This window comes from Serratia sp. Tan611 (assembly GCF_905188235.1).
GTDB lineage: Bacteria > Pseudomonadota > Gammaproteobacteria > Enterobacterales > Enterobacteriaceae > Serratia_B > Serratia_B rhizosphaerae.
In genome coordinates this window covers 2687810-2710502 of the sequence record NZ_LR994655.1, presented here as the reverse complement: position 1 = coordinate 2710502, position 22693 = coordinate 2687810, and the positions used below count along the sequence as shown (strand labels likewise).

The 22693-nt window shown below is 58.5% G+C and carries 22 protein-coding genes, 1 pseudogene and 1 other annotated feature; of the genes and pseudogenes, 9 read left to right on the top strand and 14 right to left on the bottom strand.

Features of this window, described 5'->3' with window-relative positions; genetic code table 11:
• Nucleotides 1-16: 16 nt before the first annotated feature.
• Nucleotides 17-1477 (bottom strand): cardiolipin synthase, encoded by a 1461-nt coding sequence (gene cls, locus TAN611_RS12775; RefSeq protein ID WP_105231339.1) that lies wholly within the window; start codon nucleotides 1475-1477, stop codon nucleotides 17-19.
• A 262-nt stretch (nucleotides 1478-1739) separates the two neighbouring features.
• Here cls and TAN611_RS12770 point away from each other — a divergent pair, with 262 nt between their 5' ends.
• Nucleotides 1740-1916, top strand: coding sequence for a YciY family protein (locus TAN611_RS12770; protein ID WP_145961123.1), 177 nt, complete (start codon nucleotides 1740-1742; stop codon nucleotides 1914-1916).
• Between the two features lie 56 nt (nucleotides 1917-1972).
• On the opposite strand, the gene TAN611_RS12765 is transcribed toward TAN611_RS12770, so the two are convergent.
• Nucleotides 1973-3445 (bottom strand): MFS transporter, encoded by a 1473-nt coding sequence (locus TAN611_RS12765; RefSeq protein ID WP_203066535.1) that lies wholly within the window; start codon nucleotides 3443-3445, stop codon nucleotides 1973-1975.
• Between the two features lie 117 nt (nucleotides 3446-3562).
• Between TAN611_RS12765 and TAN611_RS12760 the strand changes: the two genes are divergently transcribed.
• On the top strand, nucleotides 3563-4117 hold the full coding sequence (locus TAN611_RS12760; protein WP_105231337.1) for a TetR/AcrR family transcriptional regulator: 555 nt from the start codon (nucleotides 3563-3565) through the stop codon (nucleotides 4115-4117).
• A gap of 124 nt (nucleotides 4118-4241) precedes the next feature.
• Here the strand turns inward: TAN611_RS12760 and TAN611_RS12755 are convergent, their stop codons facing one another.
• Nucleotides 4242-4538, bottom strand: coding sequence for a YciI family protein (locus TAN611_RS12755; RefSeq protein WP_203066534.1), 297 nt, complete (start codon nucleotides 4536-4538; stop codon nucleotides 4242-4244).
• 166 nt (nucleotides 4539-4704) lie between these two features.
• On the opposite strand from TAN611_RS12755, the gene TAN611_RS12750 reads away from it, so the two are divergent.
• The gene (locus tag TAN611_RS12750; protein ID WP_203066533.1) at nucleotides 4705-5361 is read left to right on the top strand and encodes an epoxyqueuosine reductase QueH; all 657 of its coding nucleotides are present in this window, start codon (nucleotides 4705-4707) and stop codon (nucleotides 5359-5361) included.
• Nucleotides 5362-5400: 39 nt separating this feature from the next.
• Here TAN611_RS12750 and TAN611_RS12745 read toward each other — a convergent pair whose 3' ends face one another.
• A complete protein-coding gene (locus TAN611_RS12745) occupies nucleotides 5401-6207 on the bottom strand; it encodes a helix-turn-helix domain-containing protein (RefSeq protein ID WP_203066532.1) in 807 nt (268 codons plus the stop codon).
• A 276-nt stretch (nucleotides 6208-6483) separates the two neighbouring features.
• Here TAN611_RS12745 and TAN611_RS12740 point away from each other — a divergent pair, with 276 nt between their 5' ends.
• Both TAN611_RS12740 and tonB read left to right on the top strand, forming a co-directional pair.
• Entirely contained in the window at nucleotides 6484-8160 is a 1677-nt protein-coding gene (locus TAN611_RS12740) for a 2-isopropylmalate synthase (RefSeq protein WP_187044610.1), read from the top strand.
• A gap of 366 nt (nucleotides 8161-8526) precedes the next feature.
• Nucleotides 8527-9279, top strand: a complete 753-nt coding sequence (tonB, locus tag TAN611_RS12735) for a TonB system transport protein TonB (protein ID WP_105231332.1) — start codon at nucleotides 8527-8529, stop codon at nucleotides 9277-9279.
• Between the two features lie 69 nt (nucleotides 9280-9348).
• On the opposite strand, the gene yciA is transcribed toward tonB, so the two are convergent.
• The 4 genes from yciA to TAN611_RS12715 form a co-directional block, all read right to left on the bottom strand.
• On the bottom strand, nucleotides 9349-9777 hold the full coding sequence (gene yciA / locus TAN611_RS12730) for an acyl-CoA thioester hydrolase YciA (RefSeq protein ID WP_105231331.1): 429 nt from the start codon (nucleotides 9775-9777) through the stop codon (nucleotides 9349-9351).
• A 76-nt stretch (nucleotides 9778-9853) separates the two neighbouring features.
• Nucleotides 9854-10393: a septation protein A gene (locus TAN611_RS12725; RefSeq protein WP_111736991.1), complete on the bottom strand. Its 540-nt coding sequence runs from the start codon at nucleotides 10391-10393 to the stop codon at nucleotides 9854-9856.
• Nucleotides 10394-10736: 343 nt separating this feature from the next.
• Nucleotides 10737-11489 carry a YciC family protein gene (locus tag TAN611_RS12720; protein ID WP_105231329.1) on the bottom strand — a complete coding sequence of 251 codons (753 nt, stop codon included), beginning with the start codon at nucleotides 11487-11489 and terminating at the stop codon, nucleotides 10737-10739.
• Nucleotides 11490-11520: 31 nt separating this feature from the next.
• Complete coding sequence (locus tag TAN611_RS12715; RefSeq protein WP_105233374.1) at nucleotides 11521-11961, bottom strand: YkgJ family cysteine cluster protein; 441 nt, start codon at nucleotides 11959-11961, stop codon at nucleotides 11521-11523.
• 288 nt (nucleotides 11962-12249) lie between these two features.
• Here TAN611_RS12715 and ompW point away from each other — a divergent pair, with 288 nt between their 5' ends.
• Nucleotides 12250-12903, top strand: a complete 654-nt coding sequence (gene ompW / locus TAN611_RS12710) for an outer membrane protein OmpW (RefSeq protein ID WP_145961170.1) — start codon at nucleotides 12250-12252, stop codon at nucleotides 12901-12903.
• Nucleotides 12904-12950: 47 nt separating this feature from the next.
• Here the strand turns inward: ompW and TAN611_RS12705 are convergent, their stop codons facing one another.
• The 6 genes and pseudogenes from TAN611_RS12705 to TAN611_RS12675 form a co-directional block, all read right to left on the bottom strand.
• Nucleotides 12951-13265 carry a BON domain-containing protein gene (locus tag TAN611_RS12705; RefSeq protein WP_105231327.1) on the bottom strand — a complete coding sequence of 105 codons (315 nt, stop codon included), beginning with the start codon at nucleotides 13263-13265 and terminating at the stop codon, nucleotides 12951-12953.
• Nucleotides 13266-13436: 171 nt separating this feature from the next.
• The gene (gene trpA, locus TAN611_RS12700) at nucleotides 13437-14243 is read right to left on the bottom strand and encodes a tryptophan synthase subunit alpha (protein ID WP_203066531.1); all 807 of its coding nucleotides are present in this window, start codon (nucleotides 14241-14243) and stop codon (nucleotides 13437-13439) included.
• Nucleotides 14243-15433 carry a tryptophan synthase subunit beta gene (trpB, locus tag TAN611_RS12695; protein ID WP_105231325.1) on the bottom strand — a complete coding sequence of 397 codons (1191 nt, stop codon included), beginning with the start codon at nucleotides 15431-15433 and terminating at the stop codon, nucleotides 14243-14245. The genes trpA and trpB overlap by 1 nt, the downstream gene beginning before the upstream one ends.
• Nucleotides 15434-15478: 45 nt before the next feature.
• The gene (trpCF, locus tag TAN611_RS12690) at nucleotides 15479-16840 is read right to left on the bottom strand and encodes a bifunctional indole-3-glycerol-phosphate synthase TrpC/phosphoribosylanthranilate isomerase TrpF (protein ID WP_172606339.1); all 1362 of its coding nucleotides are present in this window, start codon (nucleotides 16838-16840) and stop codon (nucleotides 15479-15481) included.
• A gap of 3 nt (nucleotides 16841-16843) precedes the next feature.
• A pseudogene (gene trpD / locus TAN611_RS23525) lies at nucleotides 16844-18441 on the bottom strand (bifunctional anthranilate synthase glutamate amidotransferase component TrpG/anthranilate phosphoribosyltransferase TrpD).
• Nucleotides 18441-19997, bottom strand: a complete 1557-nt coding sequence (locus tag TAN611_RS12675; protein ID WP_203066529.1) for an anthranilate synthase component 1 — start codon at nucleotides 19995-19997, stop codon at nucleotides 18441-18443. Before TAN611_RS12675 ends, trpD begins: the two are co-directional and overlap by 1 nt.
• A gap of 28 nt (nucleotides 19998-20025) precedes the next feature.
• Nucleotides 20026-20128 (bottom strand) — a sequence feature (Trp leader region).
• Between the two features lie 243 nt (nucleotides 20129-20371).
• Here TAN611_RS12675 and TAN611_RS12670 point away from each other — a divergent pair.
• The 3 genes from TAN611_RS12670 to TAN611_RS12660 all read left to right on the top strand — a co-directional run bounded on the left by TAN611_RS12670 (nucleotide 20372) and on the right by TAN611_RS12660 (nucleotide 22402).
• Complete coding sequence (locus TAN611_RS12670; protein WP_203066528.1) at nucleotides 20372-21247, top strand: PHP domain-containing protein; 876 nt, start codon at nucleotides 20372-20374, stop codon at nucleotides 21245-21247.
• A gap of 71 nt (nucleotides 21248-21318) precedes the next feature.
• Nucleotides 21319-21939: an L-threonylcarbamoyladenylate synthase gene (locus TAN611_RS12665; RefSeq protein ID WP_111736995.1), complete on the top strand. Its 621-nt coding sequence runs from the start codon at nucleotides 21319-21321 to the stop codon at nucleotides 21937-21939.
• A gap of 103 nt (nucleotides 21940-22042) precedes the next feature.
• Nucleotides 22043-22402 (top strand): Rap1a/Tai family immunity protein, encoded by a 360-nt coding sequence (locus TAN611_RS12660; protein ID WP_105231318.1) that lies wholly within the window; start codon nucleotides 22043-22045, stop codon nucleotides 22400-22402.
• The last annotated feature ends 291 nt before the right edge of the window (nucleotides 22403-22693 follow it).

Genomic DNA, 22693 nt, shown 5'->3' with positions numbered 1-22693 from the left:
CCATGCCCGGCGCTAATTACAGCAGCGGGCTGAAAAAGTAAAATACGCGCTCAAGGATACGGTGCCAGAATGGCCGTTTCAGCCACTCTTTGGACTCCAGCAGTCTGGAGCGGGCGATATAATCGTCCTGAACGCAGGCCAGATCGCTGCCGAAACCGTCATCATCGATCACCAGCGTGATTTCAAAATTCAGCCACAGGCTGCGCATATCCAGATTCACGGTGCCCACCAGGCTCAGCTGGCCGTCGACCAGCACGCTCTTGGTATGCAGCAGGCCGCCTTCGAACTGGTAAATTTTCACCCCGGCCTCCAGCAGCTCGGAGAAGAAGGCCCGGCTGGCCCAGCGCACCATCATCGAGTCGTTATCGCGCGGTACGATAATGCTGACCTCAACGCCGCGCAGTGCGGCGGTGCAGATGGCGTGCAGCAGGTCGTCGCTCGGCACGAAGTAGGGGGTGGTCATAATCAGCTGCTCGCGCGCAGAATAGACCGCCGTCAGCAGCGCCTGGTGGATCATCTCCTCCGGGAAGCCGGGGCCGGAGGCTATCACCTGAATGGTATGGCCGCTTTCCTGCTCGAACGGCATAATATTCATATCCGGCGGTGGCGGTAATATCCGCTTGCCGGTTTCAATCTCCCAGTCGCAGGCGTACACAATCCCCATTGTTGTGGCAACCGGGCCTTCCATTCGCGCCATCAGATCGATCCACTGACCGACGCCGGCGTCCTGCTTGAAATAGCGCGGGTCTACCATATTCATGCTGCCGGTATAGGCGATGTAATTGTCGATCAGCACCACCTTACGGTGCTGGCGCAGGTCCATGCGACGCAGGAATACGCGGAACAGATTCACCTTCAGCGCTTCGACCACTTCGATGCCAGCGTTGCGCATCATGTTCGGATAAGGGCTGCGGAAGAACTGCAGGCTGCCGGCGGAGTCGAGCATCACCCGGCAGTGGACGCCGCGGCGCGCGGCGGCCATCAGCGACTCGGCAACCTGATCGGCCAGCCCGCCGGGCTGCCAGATATAGAACACCATCTCGATATTGTGGCGCGCCAGCTCAATATCGCGAATCATCGCCTTCAGCGTGGCGTCGGTGGTGGTCAGCAGCTGCAGCTGGTTGCCTTTGACGCCGTCGATGCCCTGACGCCGGTGGCAGAGCTGAAACAGCGGCCGCGCCACTTCACTGTATTGCGTGGCGAAAATACGACGGCTTTCCTTCAGCTCATTCAGCCAGCGCGCGGTGGAAGGCCACATGGCCTTGGCGCGTTCGGCGCGACGTTTCCCCAAATGCAGCTCGCCAAAGGATAAATAGGCGACGATGCCGACCAGCGGCAGAATGTAGATAATCAACAGCCAGGCCATAGCCGAAGGCACGGCGCGACGTTTCATCAAAATACGCAGGGTAACACCGGCGATAAGTAGCCAGTAGCCGAACACCAGCAGCCAACTGATTACGGTATAAAATGTTGTCATAAAGGCGAAAAATCCCGTTCGCAAACCACCAACGATGAGTGTACGCACAGATCATCAAAGGGGAAACCTTTTCCCGGATCTTAAGTGACATAAATGCGTCGAAGAGAAACGGGATGTACAGCGTGGAAATAACTTTTTATTTGGCATAACGCGCCGTTTATTACTGTTTCATTGCATCACTGCCGGCCAGACGGGGTGCAGCCGGGGGGGCGAAAGGTATATAATGCCCCGCGTTTGGCAATGACGTATAAGTGGTAAAATTATGAGACGCAGTAGAAATGAAGTGGCCCGTTGGCGGATGATGCGACAGAATCAGCGGCGCAGGCACCGTTGGCTGGAACGCCAGTCGAGAGGGTATCGGCATATTATGCAGGTGCGGCGGCTCCTGGATAATCAGCACCGGCGAGCCTTGCTGTTTACTGTGTCTTGTGAATGGTGAAGCGACGGCGAGAGCGATAAAAACAGTCCCTGACGGGACTGTTTTTCGTTGGGGCGTTACTTTTTCATCGCGCGGGAAAGCACAGCGGCGCCGATGGCCATCAGGGCGGCGGCGGCGGCCAGCACGGCGATAAAGGCCTGGTCAAAGGAGGAGCGCGCCAGTTTAATCAGCGTTGCTCCCTGATCCGCACTCAGTTCACCGGCCTGGCGTAATGCCTCATCCAGGCTGTCATAGGCCAACTGCGTCACCGGCAGATCGGCAGGCAGGAGCAGGCTGTAACTGTAAACCACGGTCATCAGGCCACCCAGCAGCGTGATGCCCAAAACGCTGCCCAGCTCATAGGCCACGTCCTCAATTGACGCCGCCATACCGGACTTTTCCTCCGGCGCATTGAGCATAATGGCGGTGGATGCGGCGGTGATGGCGGCGCCCAGACCAAAGCCGGCGGCAAATAGCAGCGCCAGTTGCCATAGCGGCGCACCGTGATAACACCCAATCAGTCCGGCGATGGCCAGCGTGGTCAGCAGCAGACCGCCCAGTATCAGAGGCCGCTCTCCCCAGCGCGGCAGCAGCAGCCCCGCCAGCGGGCCGGAAAGGGCGGAAGCCAGCGGAATCGGCAGGATAAACAGCCCGGCCTGCAGCGGCGTCAGGCCGCTGACCAGTTGCAGGCGCTGGCTCAATACCAGCTCAATGCCCACCAGCGCGATCATCGAGATCACCGCCACGGTGACGCCGCTGGCGAACAGCCGGTTGCTGAACAGCGAGAAATCAATCATCGGCGATGCCGCCCGACGCTGCCGACGCGCGAACAGGATTAAAAACAGCACCCCCAACGTAGCGGAAAGCGCCAGAATCGGCAGTGACGGCTGGGTCTTGCTCAGTTCTTTTAACGCATAAATGCTGCTGACCAGCCCTACCATAATCTGCAGCGAACCCACCACGTCAAAGGGACGCTGGCTGTTGCCGCCGCACTGGGGAATCAGCCGCCAGGCCAGCGGCAGCACGACCAATACCACCGGAACGTTGATCAGAAATACCGATCCCCACCAGAAGTATTCCAGCAAGATGCCGCCGACTACCGGCCCGACCGCCGCGCCGCCGGAGGCGACCGCCGACCAGATGCCGATCGCCAGCGCCCGTTCGCTTGGCTCGGTAAATACGTGGCGTACGATAGAAAGCGTCGCCGGCATCATCATGGCGGCACCGACGGCCAAAAAGGCGCGGGCGGCAATCAGCATTGCGGCGCTGGGGGCAAAGGCGGCGCACAGCGAGGCGACGGCAAACATCGGCAGACCGGCGATAAACATTTTTTTGTGGCCGATACGGTCGCTGAGCATGCCGGCGCCCGGGAGCAGACCGGCGACCACCAGCGGATAGGCGTTAACGATCCATAATTTTTCCGATGCGCTGGCTTCCAACGCCGTCGTCAGCCGCGGCAGCGCGGTGTACAGCACGGTCATATCAATGATAATTAAAAAAAGCGCGCTGGAGATCATTGCCAGGATCAACCAGCGGTTATTTGCGTGCATAATGACATCCTAAATAGAAACGGGGCGGCGAAACGCTGCCGTAACCTATCCCCAAGTTTTTGTGGGGTTAACGCGCATACTATAAATCCATACGTTCGTATTGAAAAGGGGAATGCAATGGGGCGACAGCGAAGTATCGATCGCGATCGAGTGTTGGATGCGGCGGAAGAAATCATTGCAACGCAAGGGGCATCCGGCCTGACGATTGATTCCGTGGCGAAGGCAATGGGGATTTCGAAGGGCGGCGTACAGTACTGTTTCGGCAGTAAGGATGCGCTGATTGACGCCATGTTTGACCGCTGGGGCAAGGCGTATGATAACGTTTTCGACCAGATTGCCGGCGACGACCCTGCACCGTTGACCAGGGTGCGGGCGCATATGCTGGCGACCTGCAACTCCGATCACACCTCCAGCGCCAAGGCGGCAGGCCTGATGGCGACCCTGATACAAACGCCGGAACATCTGCAGAGCAGCCGGGAGTGGTACCGCGAGCGGATTGATGGCCTCGATCTGGCCTGCGAAGAGGATAAACGCGCCCGGCTGGCGTTCCTGGCCACTGAAGGCGCCTTTATGCTGCGTTACTTTGGTTTGATGGATATCTCGGAACAGGAGTGGGAATCCATGTTTGCCGATATGCAGCGCTATATTCTGGATACGCAGTCGGCGTCATAACGCGGCGGCATCGCCTATCGCACCGATAGATGGCGATGCCCGGCGCGGCGGAGTATGTTTACACCACAACATATTCCCTCGAAGAACCCACTTGGCCAGCGACTCCGCGCTGGCTTTTTTTTGCCTAAAATACCTGTTTGAAGGGTTTGACCACCACGTCGCCGTACACGCCGGCGGCAACGTAGGGATCCTGCTGCGCCCACTGCTGCGCAGCGCTCAGCGACTCAAACTCGGCGATCACCGTCGAACCGGTAAAGCCGGCGCTGCCGGGATCGTTACTGTCGATGGCGGGGTTCGGCCCGGCCACCACCAGACGGCCCTCATCGCGCAGCGCCTGCAGGCGGGCGAGGTGCGCCGGGCGCACCGCCAGACGGTTTTCCAGCGTGCCGGGCAGGTCTTGCGCATAGATCAGATACAGCATGTTTCACCTTTAAAATCATCGTTATATCAGGGGTAAACCAAAGTAGCCTAAAAGCATCGGCAAAGAAATGATTTTTGCGGAGGCTGGCGTTAATGCCTTGAAGGCGCTAGTTTTTATTCGTATAGTGCGGCCCGCATCGGGACGAGAGAAGAATTAAGGTGAAAGTATGACGGAATTTGTGCGGGAAAAACTCAATCTGCCGGCGGGGAAAAACAAACTGCTGCTGCACTCGTGTTGCGCACCCTGTTCAGGCGAGGTGATGGAGGCGATTCAGGCGTCCGGTATCGATTATGCCATCTTCTTCTATAACCCCAATATTCATCCGCAAAAAGAGTACCTGCTGCGCAAAGAGGAAAATATTCGTTTTGCGGAGAAACATGGGGTGCCGATCATTGATGCTGACTACGATACCGATAATTGGTTCGCGCGCGCCAAAGGGATGGAGCACGAGCCGGAACGCGGTATCCGCTGCACCATGTGTTTCGATATGCGCTTCGAACGTACGGCGCTGTACGCCTATGAGCATGGTTATGACGTGATCTCCAGTTCACTGGGTATTTCGCGCTGGAAAAATATGCAGCAAATCACCGACTGCGGCATTCGCGCGGCGCAGAAATATCCTGAACTGACGTATTGGGATTATAACTGGCGCAAGAAGGGCGGCGCGTCGCGCATGATCGACATCAGCAAACGCGAACGTTTTTATCAGCAGGAATATTGCGGCTGCGTCTATTCGCTGCGCGATACCAACCTGCACCGCAAAGCGCAGGGACGCCCGTTAATCAAGTTGGGCGTACTGTATTATGGTGATGACGAGGAATAATCCTGCTCTGTCAGGCTGAACGAGGCGGGGAATGGCGAATTATAGATTCGCAGCAAATACCGAAGGCGGCCGGCCGAATTGCTTACTGAATGCCGTGCTGTAGGCGCTGTGGCTATCGTAACCACTCGCCAGCGCCACCTGCGTGATCGGTATTCCCTGCATCAATAGCGTTAACGACGACATCAACCGCAGTTGCTGACGCCATTTGCCGAAGGTCATGCCGGTCGATTGAAGAAAGCGCCGGTGGAACGTTTTGTCGCCCATTGCCAGCCTGTTTGCCCACTCGACGGCGGTGGCGCTATCGCCTGGGTTATCCAGTAGCGCCTGGCATACGTGCTGCACCGGGTTGCCGGCATCGCCCGTTGGCCACGGCAGATGAAGCGGCAGCGCCGGCTGGGTATGTAGTTCTTCAACCAAAAGCTCACCGAGCAAATGTATACGTTTAGACGGTATGATCTGGTGGTCGGCCTGGGCCAGCGCCATGATCAACTCGCGCAGCAGGCCGGAGACATGGACGACGCAATCGCGCTCCGGCAGGCGGGGGCAGACATCTTCGCGCACGAACAGGCCGCATGCTTGCAGCGCCACGGGGGCAACCAGACGGTGCGCCACGCCAGAGCGCAGCCAGACCGCCGCCGTAGGCGGCACCAGCCATTGTCCGCTTTCAGCTTCCACACGTAACAGACCGTGATTGGCATATATCAGATGACCATACGCATGTTTATGCAAGGGTACGATATGGCCCGCAGGGTAGCGCACGGCTACGCCGAATACCGGCAGGCCGCAGGTATCTTTGGTGCTCAGGTCGAGCGCGTGACCGCCGTTTTCAGGAGAGGAAAAGCCCATACCGCTGCAGTTTGTCCAAATAAATAAAGAATATGTCTATTTTTATGTAGATGGCCGAGGTGCGCAAGCCTAATATCGAAGGCAGGCAATCAACCGGGACTATTTACTCATGCACGCACTTGGGCTTTTGCAACGGCTACTAACACTGGCTCCCGGTCGGGGTCTGCGCGCGCCCGTTCGCGCCATGACCCATCCTGATTCCCCCTGACCCCGACCATCGTCAGCTTGTTCCGAGCCAGGGGAATCGGGTGTCAACGATTCCCCTGGAGTGTTTTTATGCTGACCGATCCTTCCCAAAAATACCGTCCCATCTCACCGGTCGTTCTTGCCGAGCGTCAATGGCCATCACGTACCCTGACGCAGGCCCCGATCTGGCTGTCCACCGATTTGCGCGACGGCAATCAGGCGTTGTTTGAGCCGATGAATCGCGAACGCAAGCTGCGCTTGTTCCACAAATTGGTGCGCATCGGTTTCAAAGAAATTGAAGTCGGTTTTCCCGCCGCATCGCGCACTGATTTTGACATTGTTCGCCACCTTATTGACGCAGGGCAGATCCCTGATGACGTCACCCCGATGGTCATGACGCAACTGCGGGATGATCTGATCGCCGAGACGGTGCGCAGTGTGGCAGGCGCGCGGCGCGTGATCGTGCATTTCTACAATGCCATCGCACCCGCATGGCGCGAGATGGTGTTCGGCATGGGCGTACCGCAGATTATCGAAATGGTAGAACGCCACATTACGCTGTTCAGGCAACTGACGGATGCCCATCCGGAAACCGAATGGGTCTTGCAATACTCGCCTGAAACTTTCTGCATGGCCGAGCTGGATGTTTCACTGGCCGTCTGCAACGCCGCTATTCGTGCCTGGGATGCCGGGCCACAGCGGGCGATGATCATCAACCTGCCAACCACGGTAGAAGTCTCTACGCCCAACGTCTTCGCCGACCAGATTGAATGGATGGATCGGCGGTTGGAACGGCGCGAGCACATTGTGCTGTCCGTGCATCCGCATAATGACCGGGGGACAGGCGTGGCCTGCGCCGAACAAGCCATGCTGGCCGGTGCGCAACGGGTCGAAGGCTGCCTGTTTGGCAATGGCGAACGCAGTGGCAACCTCGATGTGGTGACGCTGGCGCTGAACCTGTATACGCAAGGCATCGCGCCTGGGTTAGATTTTTCCGACATTGCGGCGATTGCCCGCGTGGCCGAGGAGTGTACCGCGCTGCCCATTCACCCGCGACATCCGTATGTGGGCGACCTGGTATTCACGGCGTTCTCCGGCTCGCACCAGGATGCCATCGCCAAGGGTCTGAACGCGCAAAAGGGCGATGCGATTTGGCGTGTGCCTTATTTGCCCATTGACCCCAAAGACCTGGGCCGAACCTACGACAGCATCGTGCGCGTCAATAGCCAGTCGGGAAAGGGCGGTATCGCATTTTTGCTGCAACGCGATCACGGCATCACCATGCCGCGCCGCATGCAGGTGGAGTTCAGCGCCATCGTTCAGGCTCTGGCCGACGGCAGCGAAACGGAACTGACCAGCGAGCAAATATGGGCGGTGTTCGAACGCACTTATCTTGCCCCGACATGGGAACAGACCCGTTTCATTTATCGCGGGCATCGCCTGTTCGAGCACGCGGACGGGCAAGGTATCGCGTTGGAAATGGCGGATGCGGAGGGCAATATCAAGACGGTCGAGGGGACAGGCAACGGCCCGATTGCCGCGACGGTAGCGGCGTTAGGCCAATCGTTACGCATCGATAGCTATGAGGAGCGCAGCCTGGGCGCGGGTTCCGGTGCGGCGGCGCTGGCCATTGTGGAGGCTGCCATGCCCGGCGTGCCCGGCTCACGTTTTGGCGTGGGTCAACACGCGAACATCGTCACTGCTTCGGTACTGGCGGTGTTGAGCGCGGCGGCCAGGTTCTCGCCGCCAGATGAAACGGTCGGCTGACCTGGCCTATCTGTTCGCGGATTCGTGATGCGTTGCGACTTGGCGCGCATCACGAATGACGTACACCAACGGTATCTGCAGTTCCCTCCACAACGTCACATTTCCTGCAGCTGTTAATTTATTGGTTTTACATCCTGCGTCATTTATACGCAGGCTTGATACGGTTTTTTTGTGCCCGGCGGGAGAAACACAGGTTAAAAAAACGTGTAGCAGCGGCGTATAAAGGCTAACGGTCAGTTAACCATTTTACGTTTTTGGCGGCGGAAGTGACGAATCATGCCGATTACAGCGATAGTTTGCCGTTCGTTATTGAATATGATTGCTATTTGCATTTAAACTTGGCGAACCAGAGGAAACTGAACCATTATGCTGCTAAAAAAGATGTTCCCAATTCGCCGTTTGTCAGTGCCGATTGTCCTCTCCGTTGGCTTACACAGCGCCCTGGTGGCCGCTTTACTCTATGCCTCCGTCAAGGAGGTGATGATGCCGCCCAAGCCAGAGGATGCGCCGATCAGCGTCATGATGGTCAATACCGCCGCGCTGGCGGAACCGCCGCCGCCGGCGCCTGCCGAGCCGGAGCCTGAGCCGCAGGTAGAACCAGAGCCGGAACCTGAACCGATCCCGGAGCCGCCGCCGGTGCCGAAAGCGATTCCCAAGCCGGAACCGGTGAAGCCGAAACCAAAGCCTAAGCCAAAACCGAAGCCGAAGGTGGAAAAAACGGTAAAACGCGAGCCGAAGAAAGCCGAGCCGCGTCAGCCTTCGCCGTTTGAAAATGATGCGCCGGCCAAACCGGTCGATAAAGCGCCGGTGAAGCAGGCGCCGGCAGCGCCGGTGCAGGGGCGTTCAACCGATACCGGGCCGAAGCCGCTGAGCCGCGTGGCGCCATCATACCCGCCGCGTGCACAGGCGCTGCAGATTGAGGGCAGAGTGCGGGTACAGTTCGACGTCGACAGCGATGGCCGCATCAGCAACGTACGCATTTTGTCGGCCCAGCCGCGCAATATGTTCGAGCGTGAGGTGAAACAGGCGATGCGTAAATGGCGTTATGAACCGAAAGCAGCGAAAGACCGCATCGTCAATATTCAGTTCAAACTGGACGGCACCGCCTCGCTGAATTAATGCCGGCAAACAGCTAAAGAAAAAGGGTCGCTAGTTAGCGACCCTTGTTATTTTTGCGTTTGTTGCGGCTTACTCTTCAAAGCCGACGCGGAAGTTCATCTTGCCGTCCGGCAGCGCACGCGGGTTGCCTTCGTCGTCCACCGCCACATAGGTAAACAGCGCTTCGGTCGCGCGATAGCGTTGGCCAATCGGCGAGGTGGACACCTTCTTCACCCACACTTCAACATTGATGGTAATCGAGCTGCGGCCGGTGCGGATACAGTGGGCATAGCAGCACACCACATCGCCGACGGCGACCGGTTTAAGGAACGTCATGCCGTCGACGCGCACCGTAACAACGCGGCCTTCGGCGATCTCTTTGGCCTGAATCGCACCGCCGATATCCATTTGCGACATCAGCCAGCCGCCAAAAATATCGCCGTTGGCGTTAGTATCCGCCGGCATGGCCAGCGTGCGGAGCACCAGCTCCCCGCTGGGTAAAGGTCGTTGTTGTGTCATAGTCGTTTATTTTTTTGAGAAGTGGATCACATTATATTGCCCGCAGTTGCCGCCGCGGGCATTAACAATTTTGTAACTATTTTTTCTGTTCTTCCGGCATATGCTTATAAATATAGACGCCGCTCAGCAGGGTAAACACCAACGTCAGCGCGGTTAGGCCGAATACTTTAAAGTTGACCCACACGCTCTGCGGCAGCCAGAAGGCCACATAGATATTGGCCAGCCCGCAGGCGAGGAAGAACAGCGCCCAGGCCAGATTGAGGTTGCTCCAGATACGGTCCGGCAGCGTCAGCTCTTTGCCCAGCATCCGCTGGATCAGCGGTTTTTTCAGCACCAGTTGGCTGACCAGCAGCGCGATGGCGAACAGCGTATAAATCACCGTGACTTTCCATTTGATAAACAGATCGCTGTGGAACACCAGCGTCAGCGTGCCAAATACCGCCACCATCAGGAAAGTGATCAGCGTCATTTTTTCTACCTTGCGGTATTTCACCCAGGTGAACACCAACGCCAGTGCGGTCGCCACGATAAGCGCGCCGGAAGCGACGTAAATATCGTAAAGCTTATAAAACGCAAAAAAGACAATTAACGGGAGAAAATCAAGAAACTGCTTCATAAATCAATCCATCATCTGTTCGTCGGCCGACTATACCGGATTCGGCCGGATCTGTGTACCGCCGGAGGGCGCTGATTATCGGCGTTTTGTCCGCGGATTTCCGCTTTCCGGGCAAGAATTTGCATAAAATTACCAAAGGGCATCCCGCCCGCGGCTGTCTACCTGGCGCAATAGCGTCCGTTGATAATTTACCATGGAAAGTGGTTGGCATCAGAACGTCGGAGGAGGCAGGGTTGTGGAGGGGAGGATTATAGTGACATTGTCACTTTATGGGGCGTCGTGCGCGACGGTGAAAATAAAAGGGCACGCCGAAGCGTGCCCTTAAAGCGTTCCACGGCCGTAATCAGTTGCGCAGCAGCATATACAGACGGAACAGATATACCAGCAGCAGCGCGGTCACCAGATTGCTCAGCGCGGTCAGCACCACGCCGGCAACGCTTGGCGCCAGCGCCGACAGGTGGCTGACCAGCAGCAGCACCAGCAGCTTGGCCGCCAGCCACAGCATCATGGCCGGTACAATCAGCCGGGCGTTGGCAAAGGCCAGCTTGGCGCTCTGCCGCAGCGACGCGAACACGCCTTGCTTATCTGCAGAGCAAATCACCGGCGCCAGCGAAAATGCGACGGCGATAATCACCCCGGGCACGACAAACAGCGTCAGGCCGAGCTGAATCAGCAAGGTGCAGATAAACAGCAGCAGCAGCAGGCGCGGCAACTCCGGCGCGGAAGCGCCGATCGCACGCAGCGCGCTGACCGGCTGCCCCTGAGAAACCAGACGGATCAGCGTCAGCATACCGCCGACCAACAGTAAATTCCCCACCAGCGCGGCAAAGGTGGCCGCGGCTGATTTTTTCAGCATCACCATTTGCTGTTCCGGGGTCATCTGCGCCACAAACTCCTGCAGCCCCATTCCGGTGGATGTAGATAGCTCATTAAACGCGGCGTCCAGTATCTTGAGCTGTTCGGCGTCGGGTTGGAATGCCTGATCGAGCAGTATCGAAATAAACGCGGTCAGCAGCGCCAGCAGCAGAATCGTAGCCAGCTGGTTGCGGAAAAAGTTAAAACTGTCACGGTACACAGTGTTAGCCGTGATGGACATGCAGACTCCTTGGCGTCGGGAACAGAGATAATCAGTGGTGGATTGTACCTTGTTCCGGCTCGCTGTGGCACCCCGCAAGCGCTATGGCGCTGATTTCTTCAGCGATTATCGTTTCCGGCAGCGCCAGCGGCTGAGGAACGGGCAGCGGCGGCAGGCCGTAGCGTTCGCGTGCGCGATCGCAGGCTTCATTGCGCAGCCCGTTTTCGCCCGAGGCGTCAAATTCGCGGCACGGCGTCGGCCGGTTAAGGTAAATAGAACAGGATACGGCCTGGCCGATTTCACCGTCGAGCGCGGTGCAGCGCGGAGACCTGCTGTTGGTTCCCTGCATACAGCGCAGGAACGGGGTTAACGGCTCGGTGAGCGCGCTTGGCACCACGCCGCCGCCGTCATCGCCTTCAGCCCAATAGAATGACACTCGAAAATAGGCGCAGCACGCGCCACAGCTAACACAGGGATTGAGAATTTCGCTCATCTTGATTGCCACCATCTCCTAACGGTCACCAACCAAAACCAACACGGAGCGAAAAAATTACTCAGCGCCGCGCATTTCTGCAACTGATATTTCACTTGTTTACATTTTTCACAACAAATGACCTTTTTTGATTTAGATCAATTCTTGATTTATTAATCGCTTAGGTAACCCTGATTTTTGTGCGAATTAATAGTTTTACACATAAGATGTGATCTCTATGCGATCAAAAATACCTTGTAATAGGTATATTCGGCAGGGCTAGAAACCACACATATGGAATGGATGATGATGAAGAAGACTACTTTAGCGGTATTGGCGGCGATGGTCGCGCCAATGGTGCCAATGGCGGCAAATGCGCATCAGGCCGGGGATTTCCTGCTGCGCGCTGGCGCGGCGACGGTGCGTCCGACCACCGGTTCGGATGACGTGCTGGGTCAGGGATCATTCGACGCCAGTAACAATACCCAGCTTGGGCTGACTTTCGGCTATATGGTAACGGACAATATCGGCGTTGAATTGCTGGCGGCAACCCCGTTCCGCCATAAAGTGTCGCTCAGCGGCCAGGCGGTCAGCGGCGATATCGCTACCGTGCACCACCTGCCGCCGACGCTGATGGCGCAATATTACTTTGGCGACCGTCAGGATAAGCTGCGTCCTTATCTGGGCGTGGGCGTCAACTACACCACCTTCTTTGATGAAAAATTCAATCAGAAAGGCAAGGACACCGGTCTGAGCAACCTGAGCCTGAAAGACTCCTGGGGCGTTGCGGCGCAGGCTGGCCTGGACTATAACCTGGATGAGCACTGGATGCTGAACATGTCAGTGTGGTGGATGAACATCGAAACCAAAGCCCGCTTTGACGATGCGTCCGGCGGCCATCACAGCATTGATACGCGCCTGGATCCGTGGGTATTCATGTTTGGTGCCGGCTACCGTTTCTAAGCAGCGCGTGTTTCACGGGGAGGCGCCTTGCGGCGCCTCCTTGGGTTTTACTTCAATTGCATCACGTTTTCTACCGACTTCACGCCGGCGACGCCGCGGGTAACCTGCACCGCACGGTTGGCGTCTGCGCTGGTGCTGACAAAACCGCTTAGCTGCACGCGCCCTTTAAAGGTTTCGACGCTGATCTCCCGCGATTTGATGTTTTTATCCGCCAGCAGCGCCGATTTCACCTTGGTGGTGATTACCGTGTCGTCAATATAGCCGCCAGTTCCCTCTGATTTCGCCGTCGGCGCGCAGGCCGTTACCGCCAGCGCCATCACACCGGCCATACACAGTGCCGCAAGGGTTTTAAATAGCTTCATAGTTACTCTCCATGCCATGTTATTTTTTTAACGACAGACTACGTTGGCGTACGGATTGCCGCAGCCATCATTAGTGTGAAACAAAGGACAGATTAGTCAATCGGATATTGGGAAATATGATGAGGTTATTCTTAAAGCCGGGTGCGTGGGGCGCACCCGGTAAAGCAAGGTTCAGCCGAGGGTGGCGTCCTTCATCTCACTGACGAATTTGCCCAGCTTGGCGAGCATCTCTGCCGGCTGTTGCTGGTACTGCTCAATGATTTTCACGATGGCGGAGCCGGAAATCGCGCCGGCAGCGCCGGCCTGCAAGGCCTCACGCACCTGAGACGGCTCTGAAATACCAAACCCCTGTAGCGCAGGCGCGGCATGATATTCACGCAGCGTATTGATCAAGTGGTTCAGCGGCTGCTGCGCGCGGCTTTCGGTGCCGGTGACCCCGGCGCGGGACAGCAGGTAAGTATAACCGCGCCCGTGAGACGAAATCTCGCGCAGCAGATCGTCATTGGCATTCGGCGGACAAATGAAGATCGGCGCGATATCGTGACGCAGCGCGGCGGCGCGGAACGGCGCGGATTCTTCAAAGGGCACGTCGGCGACCAGCACCGAATCCACACCGACGTCGGCACAGCGCTGATAAAAATTATCGATGCCTTTATGGAACACCAGGTTGGCATACATCAGCAGGCCGATAGGAATATCGGGATGCTTCTGACGGATGGCCGCCAGCATTTCAAAGCACTGGCTCGGCGTTACGCCGGCGGCGAAGGCGCGCAGCGTGGCGTTTTGAATGGTAGGGCCGTCCGCCAGCGGATCGGAGAAGGGGATGCCCAGCTCCAGTGCGTCCGCACCGTTCTCAATCAGCGTATCGATAATCTGCAGCGACAGCGTCGGGTTAGGGTCGCCCAGCGTGACGAACGGCACGAAGGCGCCTTCCTGCCGGCTCGCCAGGCGCTTGAACAGTTGCTGATAACGTTCCATCACATTTCTCCCCGTGCTTTCAGAATATCGTGAACGGTAAATATGTCTTTATCTCCGCGGCCGGACAGGTTCACCACCAGAATCTGCTCTTTCTGCGGCGTTTCACGGATCATTTTCAGGGCGTGCGCCAGCGCATGGGAGGACTCCAGCGCCGGAATAATGCCTTCGTGACGCGAGAGCGCCTTGAAGGCCTCCAACGCTTCGTCATCGGTGACGGAGACATAATCCGCCCGGCCGATGCTGTTCAGATGGGCGTGCTGCGGCCCGACGGACGGGAAATCCAGGCCGGCGGAGATCGAGTAGGATTCTTCGATCTGGCCTTCCGCAGTCTGCATCATTGGCGATTTCATGCCAAAGTAGATGCCGACGTGGCCGTGTTTCAGCGGCGCGCCGTGCTGGCCGGTTTCGATGCCCAGCCCGGCAGGCTCGACGCCGATAAGTTTTACGCTGGTCTCATCGATAAAATCGGCGAACATGCCGATGGCGTTGGAGCCGCCCCCCACACAGGCCAATACCGCATCCGGCAGGCGGCCTTCGCGTTCTTGCATCTGGGCCTTGGTCTCTTCGCCGATCATGCGCTGGAATTCGCGGACGATGGTCGGATAGGGATGCGGACCGGCGGCGGTGCCTAACATATAGTGCGCCTTGTCATAGCTGGCGGACCAGTCGCGTAGCGCTTCGTTACAGGCATCTTTCAGCGTGGCGGAGCCGCTGTGCACCGGGATCACCTCGGCGCCCATCAGCCGCATGCGGAATACGTTCGGCGACTGGCGCTCAACGTCTTTGGCACCCATATAGACGCGGCACTTCAGCCCCAGCAGCGCGCTGGCCAGCGCCGACGCCACGCCGTGCTGGCCGGCGCCGGTCTCGGCGATAATTTCAGTTTTGCCCATGCGTTTCGCCAGCAGCGCCTGTCCCAGAACCTGGTTGGTTTTGTGGGCGCCGCCGTGCAGCAGGTCTTCACGTTTCAGATACAGTTTGGTGTTGGTGCCGGCGGTCAGGTTTTTACACAGCGTCAGCGCGGTAGGGCGCCCGGCGTAGTTTTTCAGCAGGTCGATAAACTCGGCCTGAAACTCTGGATCGCGCTGGGCGCTGACAAAGGCTTCTTCCAGTTGGATCAAAGCCGGCATCAGAATTTGCGGCACGTACATTCCGCCAAATTCACCAAAATAAGGGTTAAGCAGCGTCATCGAGGTTCCCGTCCTATGCGTTAATTCGTTAAAAATGTCTGCCGTTCAGTAAGCGCGCAGCGTCTGGAAGACGGCGCTCAGACGCTGCGCGTCTTTAATGCCGGGCTCGCTTTCCACCCCGGAATTGAAATCCAGACCGGCGCAGCCGAGCTGTGCGGCCTCAATACAGTTATCGGCGCTCAGGCCGCCGGCCAGCAGCACGTTATCCAGCGGCTCGGCGTGCAGTACGCTCCAGTCGAAGCGCTGTCCGGTGCCGCCGGCGCCGTTATCCAACAGATAGCGGTCGACGTGCTGCAGATCGCGCGCCGGCACCTGCGTTTTAACGCTCAGGGCCTTCCAGATCTGGCAGTCGGCGGGCAGGCGGGCGCGCAGGGCGCTGATATAATCCTGGTCTTCGGCGCCGTGCAGCTGTACGGCGCGCAGGCCCAGACGCTCAACGGTTTGCGCCACGGTGTCGACCTGCGCGTCGCAGAACACGCCGACGTACTTCAGCGGCGCGCCGGCGATCACTTCGCGTGCGCGGCTGATATCCACATAGCGCGGTGAACGGCCGACAAAAATCAGCCCGCCATAGTTGGCGCCGGCCTGATACGCCGCCGCCGCGTCCTGCGGCCGGGTCAGGCCGCAGACTTTATTGTCGCCGAGGATCACGCGACGCACCGCCGCACGCAGATCCGGCTCCGACATCAGCGCGCTGCCGATCAGGAAACCGTTGGCAAAGCGGCTGAGCTCGCGGATCTGCGCGTAGTTATTGATGCCGGATTCGCTGATCACCGTGACGCCGTGCGGCACCTGCGGCGCCAGCGTGCGGGTGCGGTTCAGGTCGATGCTCAAATCGCGCAGGTCGCGATTATTGATACCGACGACTTTGGCGCCGAGCGTAACCGCCCGCTGCAGCTCTTCTTCGCTGATGACTTCGGTCAGTACGCCCATCTTCAGGCTGTGCGCGACCGCCGCCAGCTGTCGGTACTGCTCGTCGCTGAGCACCGACAGCATCAGCAGAACGGCGTCGGCCTGATAGTGGCGCGCCAGGTAAATCTGGTAAGGGTCGATGATAAAGTCTTTACACAGCACCGGCTGGCTGACGGCGTTACTGACCAGCGGCAGGAAGTCAAAACTGCCCTGGAAATACTTTTCATCGGTCAGCACGGAAATCGCTGAGGCGTACTCTTTATAGACGCCGGCAATCTCCGCCGGATTGAAATCTTCCCGAATCAGCCCCTTGGAAGGCGAGGCTTTCTTACATTCGAGAATAAACGCCGTTCTGGCGCCCTGCAGGGCATGGTAAAAACTGCGTTCGCTGGGGACCAGTTCGTTCTGAAAGCTGGCCAGCGGCTGTTGTTGCTGTCGTGCTGCGACCCAGAGCGCTTTATCACGAACAATCTTGTTGAGCACGGTTTCCTGCATCATTTATCCTCTTGCTGCCAACGCGGTTACTCGCTCATAGGCTTGGCCGCTGTCAATCATCGCTAATGCCTGCTGCGCGTTTTGGCGCAGGTCTTCCTGTCCGAATAATTTCAGCAGTAACGCGACGTTAGCCGCCACTGCTGCGGCGTGAGCAGGCTCGCCTTTACCTTGTAACAACCGCGCAAGAATGTCACGGTTTTCTTCCGGCGTCCCACCCAGCAGCGCTTCCAGCGGGTAGCTCGGCAGGCCGAATGACTCCGGCGTCAGGGTATAGGTGGTGATATCGCCGTTGTTCAGCTCCGCCACCTGCGTGCTGGTGTGGATCGCCACCTCGTCCATGCCGCCGCCGTGTACCACGGCGGCGCGCTGATAGCCCAGCACCCGCAACGTTTCGGCGATCGGCAGCACCAGTTCGGGGCTGTAAACGCCAATCAATGCCAGCGGCGGTCTCGCCGGGTTAATCAGCGGCCCCAGCACGTTGAACACCGTGCGGGTTTTCAACTGCTGACGTACCGGCATCGCATGGCGGAACCCTGTGTGGTACTGCGGGGCGAACAGAAAACAGACGCCCAAATCGTCCAGCGCCTGACGCGCCTGTTCGGCCGGCAGATCCAGACGGATGCCGAAGGCCGCCAGCAGGTCGGAAGATCCAGAACGGCTGGAGACGCTGCGGTTGCCGTGTTTGGCCACCCGGGCGCCGCAGGCCGCTGCGACAAAGGCGCTGGCGGTGGAAATATTGATGCTGTTGGTGCCGTCACCGCCGGTGCCGACGATATCGGCGAACAGGTAGTCCGGGCGAGGGAACGGTTGAGCATCCGCCAGCAGCGCCTTGGCCGCGCCGGCAATTTCCGCCGGCCGCTCGCCGCGTACTTTCATGCTGATTAACGCGGCGGCCAGCTGACTGGCTTCCAGTTCGCCGCGCACGATGGCGCTGAACAGCTGCTGGCTTTCCTGCTGGCTCAGCGACTCGGCGCGGTACAGTTTTTCAAGAATAGGCTGCATTATTCTGCCCCCTTTGGCGGCTGAGCCAATGCCCAGGCCAGCGTTTGTTCCAGCAGGCGCGCGCCGTGCGTGGTTAAAATCGATTCCGGATGAAATTGGAAGCCGCAGACGCGATCGTCATCGTGCCGCACCGCCATCACCATGTCGCCAAAGCGGGCGTTCACCGTCAGGGCGGCGGGGATGTTGCTGCCCACCAGAGAATGGTAGCGCGCGACCGGCAGCGGGTTCGCCATGCCGGCGAACATTGCGTCATCGTCGTGGCGAATGGCCGAGGCCTTACCGTGCAGGATTTCGCCGGCCTGGCCGACGTGGCCGCCGTAGGCTTCCACAATCGCCTGATGCCCCAGACAGATGCCGATAATCGGCAGCCGGCCGCGCAGACGCTGCAGCAGCTCCGGCATACAGCCGGCGTCGGCCGGTGCGCCAGGCCCCGGCGACAGCATCAGCACCGGCTGTTCCAGCTGGCTCAGCCGTTCAATAATCACTTCGGCGGCAATCTGGTTGCGGTAGATCACCACCTGATGACCGCTGGCGCGCAGCTGATCCACCAGGTTGTAGGTAAAAGAGTCGATGTTGTCGAGCAGTAAGATATCGGCCATCAGAACACCTCCTTGGCATGATGCGCGGTGGCGATGGCGCGCAGCACGGCGCGTGCTTTATTGCGGGTTTCGTCGGCTTCCGCCTGCGGGACAGAGTCGAGCACTACGCCGGCACCGGCCTGCACGGTGGCGATGCCGTCCTCCACATAGGCGGAACGAATCACGATGCAGGTATCCAGATCGCCGGTGGCGGTGAAATAGCCCACGGCACCGCCGTAGCTGCCGCGGCGGCTGCCTTCGCTGGCGGCGATCAGCTGCATGGCGCGCACCTTCGGCGCGCCGCTCAGCGTGCCCATATTCATGCAGGCCTGATAGGCATGCAGCACGTCCAGATCCTGACGCAGCGTACCAACCACGCGTGACACCAGATGCATCACGAAGGAGTAGCGGTCCACTTTGGTCAGATCGGCCACGTAGCGGCTGCCGGCCTGACAGATGCGCGCCAGGTCGTTACGCGCCAGATCGACCAGCATCAGGTGCTCCGCCAGCTCTTTATGGTCGGTGCGCATCTCCAGTTCAATGCGGCTGTCGAGGTCCCGATCCAGGGAGCCGTCGGCTCGGCGGCCGCGCGGGCGGGTGCCGGCAATTGGATAGATTTCAATCTGCCGGTTGCCGGCGTCATATTTCAGTGCGCTTTCCGGCGATGCGCCGAACAGCGTGAAATCGTTGTCCTGCATAAAGAACATATACGGGCTGGGGTTGTTGTCCTTCAGCGTCTGGTAGGCCGCCAGCGGCGTCGGGCAAGGCAGGGAGAAGCGGCGTGACGGCACCACCTGGAAGATTTCTCCGTGGCGGATCGCCTGCTGCAGTTCGCTGACCGCCGCGCCATATTGCTCATCGCTCTGGTTGCAGCTTAGCTGCATGTTTTCCAGCGTCTGGTGGGGAATCGGCTGCGGCGTTTGCTTCAGCTGCTGCTGTATCTGTTGCAGACGCTGTTGCAAACGCTGCTGCTCCGCATCGTCGCCGGTAAACACGCTGGCCTGCAGGCGGGCGACGCCGCGCTGGTGGTCCAGCACCAGCAGTGTTTCCGCCAGATAGAAGCAGAAATCCGGGCAGCGCTGGTCCTGACGCAGCTGCGGCAGCTCTTCAAAACCGGCCACCAGGTCGTAAGCGAACAGCCCGCCCAGCATCATTGCCTCGCGCTCGTCGGCCGGGGAGTCGACCAGCTTCAGCAGCGTGCGCAGCGCATCGAATACCGACAGCGAACGCAGACGCGCATCTTCATCCTGCACTGCATCAATCTGCGGGAAGGTCAGCTCACGGCCATTGGGGCGTACGGCAATCTGCACCTCGGCCGGCAGCGCCTCATCCAGCAGCGGCAGCAGCGCGGCGCCGTTGGCGCTCAGCGCCTGCAGGCTGACCTGACGCCCCAGCGCGGTAATGCGCAGTGCGCTATCGATCACCAGCAGGCTTTGCAGGTTCTGTTTGCTTTCAATTTCCGCCGACTCCAGCAGCAGTGTGGCCGGCTGGGCGCCGCACAGTTGGTGGAACAGGGTGGTGGGGTCGCCCCGGTAGTCGGCTTGCGCCTTGAGTAATGTCAGTTGTGGTTTGCTCATTGACTGTACTTCCCGTTAAATTTTGCCCATAAAAAAGCCCGCATTACTGCGGGCCTGGAGAATCTGCATTGTCGGATGACAGGTATGCGTGATTACACCGCCCGCGAAAGGGAGGTACGCCACCAACGAAGAAGAGAAGTTTGTTTGCTCATTATCGCGCTCTCGCTAATTATCATCCAACACGGGGATTGCCGTGAACTTGTGTACTAGTTAACTGGTTCATGGCTGCGATGTCAATACTTTTAATCAGCAATGTTTTTATCAGCGTCGTGAATTATTTTCATCCAACGCATCGTCGGGGCCGGAGAATAGATTTCCGTCCGGACGGCATTAGCGGTTATGATAAAAAGCTAAGCCATTGCAGGATATTTCTTTTGACTGACACCACTGCTCCATCCTCCGCCTTTACCCTGTACGATCTCCACAGCCACACTACCGCTTCAGACGGGTCTTGCACGCCAGCACAACTGGTACAGCGTGCGGCGGAGATGCGCGTCGGCGTACTGGCGATTACCGACCACGACACCACCGATGGCCTGGCGGCGGCGGCGGCGGCCATCGAGCAGCAGGCGCTGCCGCTGCGGCTGGTCAACGGCGTGGAGATCTCCACCCTGTGGGAAAATCACGAGATCCATATCGTCGGTCTGGGCATCGATCCGGCACATCCGGCGATGGTGCAGCTGTTGGCGGATCAGATTGAACGGCGGCAGCAGCGCGCGCAGGAAATTGGCGTCCGTTTGGCCAAAGCGCGTATCGAAGGCGCCTTTGAAGGCGCACAGCGGCTGGCCGACGGCGGGGCGGTAACGCGCGGACATTTTGCCCGTTACCTGGTGCAGGTCGGCGTCGCCGACAATATCGCCCAGGTGTTTAAAAAATATCTGGCCAAGGGGAAAACCGGCTACGTTCCGCCACGGTGGTGTACAATAGAACAAGCCATTGATGTGATTCATCAATCCGGCGGACAGGCGGTTGTCGCGCATCCCGGTCGTTATGATCTGACGGCAAAATGGCTAAAACGCCTGCTGGCGTATTTTGCCGAACACGGCGGCGATGCGATGGAAGTTGCCCAGTGTCAGCAGGCGCCGAATGAACGTACGCAGCTGGCGCAATATGCCCAGGATTTTCAGCTGCTGGCGTCGCAGGGCTCAGATTTTCACCAACCCTGCGCCTGGATTGAACTGGGACGCAAACTGTGGCTGCCCGGCGGCGTAGAGCCGGTGTGGCGTGACTGGCCGCTGGCGCGGCAATGATTGGTTAGCCTGACGCATCAGGCATGAGTGCGGGCGGCGGCGTCCGCGTGCAGCACTTTTAGGAGTAACAGATGAGCCAGCTTTTTTATATTCACCCGGACAACCCGCAACCGCGTTTAATCAATCAGGCGGTTGATGTGCTGCGTAAAGGCGGGGTGATCGTGTATCCGACCGACTCCGGTTATGCGCTGGGGTGCCGGCTGGAAGAGAAATCGGCCATGGAGCGTATCTGCCGTATCCGTCAACTGGACGGCCACCATAACTTTACGCTGATGTGCCGCGACTTGTCGGAGCTGTCGACCTATGCCTACGTGGATAACACGGCATTCCGCCTGATCAAGAATAATACGCCGGGGCATTACACCTTTATCCTCAAGGCGACCAAAGAAGTGCCGCGTCGCCTGATGAACGACAAGCGTAAAACTATCGGCCTGCGCGTACCCTCCAACCCGATTGCGCTGGCGCTGCTGGAAGCGCTCAATGAACCGATGATGTCGACCACGCTGATGCTGCCGGGCAATGATTTTGCCGAATCCGACCCGGAAGAGATTAGCGATCACCTGGGTAAACAGGTCGATCTGGTGATCCACGGCGGCTTCCTGGGGCAGCAGCCGACCACGGTGGTAGACCTGACTGAGGCCGCGCCGGAAGTGATGCGCGAGGGGGCCGGCGACCCGTCGCCGTTCCGCTGATAACTCTATAGAAATTCTGAAAATCGGCTTTCGCGACCGCAAACGTGGCGAAAACCGCTATTCTACGATAACAAAATAATAAGTAATGGCAGGGCGCGTAACAATGATAAAACAGACTTTACTGGTCGCTTCCTTACTGGTTTCTTCGGCGGCGAACGCCGGTTTTTATTCTGGCAGCGCGCTGTTAGCGGAAAGTGACGGCTATGTGAAGAATAAAAACGGCGTGGCGACCGTCGCCGAGGCGTTGAACGGCGGTATGTTCATGGGCTATGTCGCCGGGGTATTCGATACTTATTCGATGCAGGGCAACCGCAACATCTGCCCGGATGCCGGAATGAGCGTCGGCACGGCGTCCGACGCGGTGATGCAATACCTCAACGACCATCCTGAACAACTGCACTATTCGGCGCCGTCGGTGATTATGCTGGCGCTGGCAGCCGCTTATCCTTGCGAGCGTCACTAATGTTGTCAGAGGGCTGGCGCTCGCCGGCCCTGTCTTGCGGCTGATGCCGTATTCCCCACTTTGTAAGATTCTCAGCGTTTACCCTTGGCACCTGATCCCTGGTGATATCTGGCTAGCATAAAGTAACGCCTGTGTTGTGGCCGAGGCGGTTACTGATAATTCCTGGCGGTACACCGTCATTCCACATGCTTTGCGCTGGCGTCATGCGCATGGTGTGCGTAGAAACGTGCTTATGCGTTATTAGGCTTATTTCAGGCTGTCAGCGCTGGGTGAAAAACGAACATTCTTTTT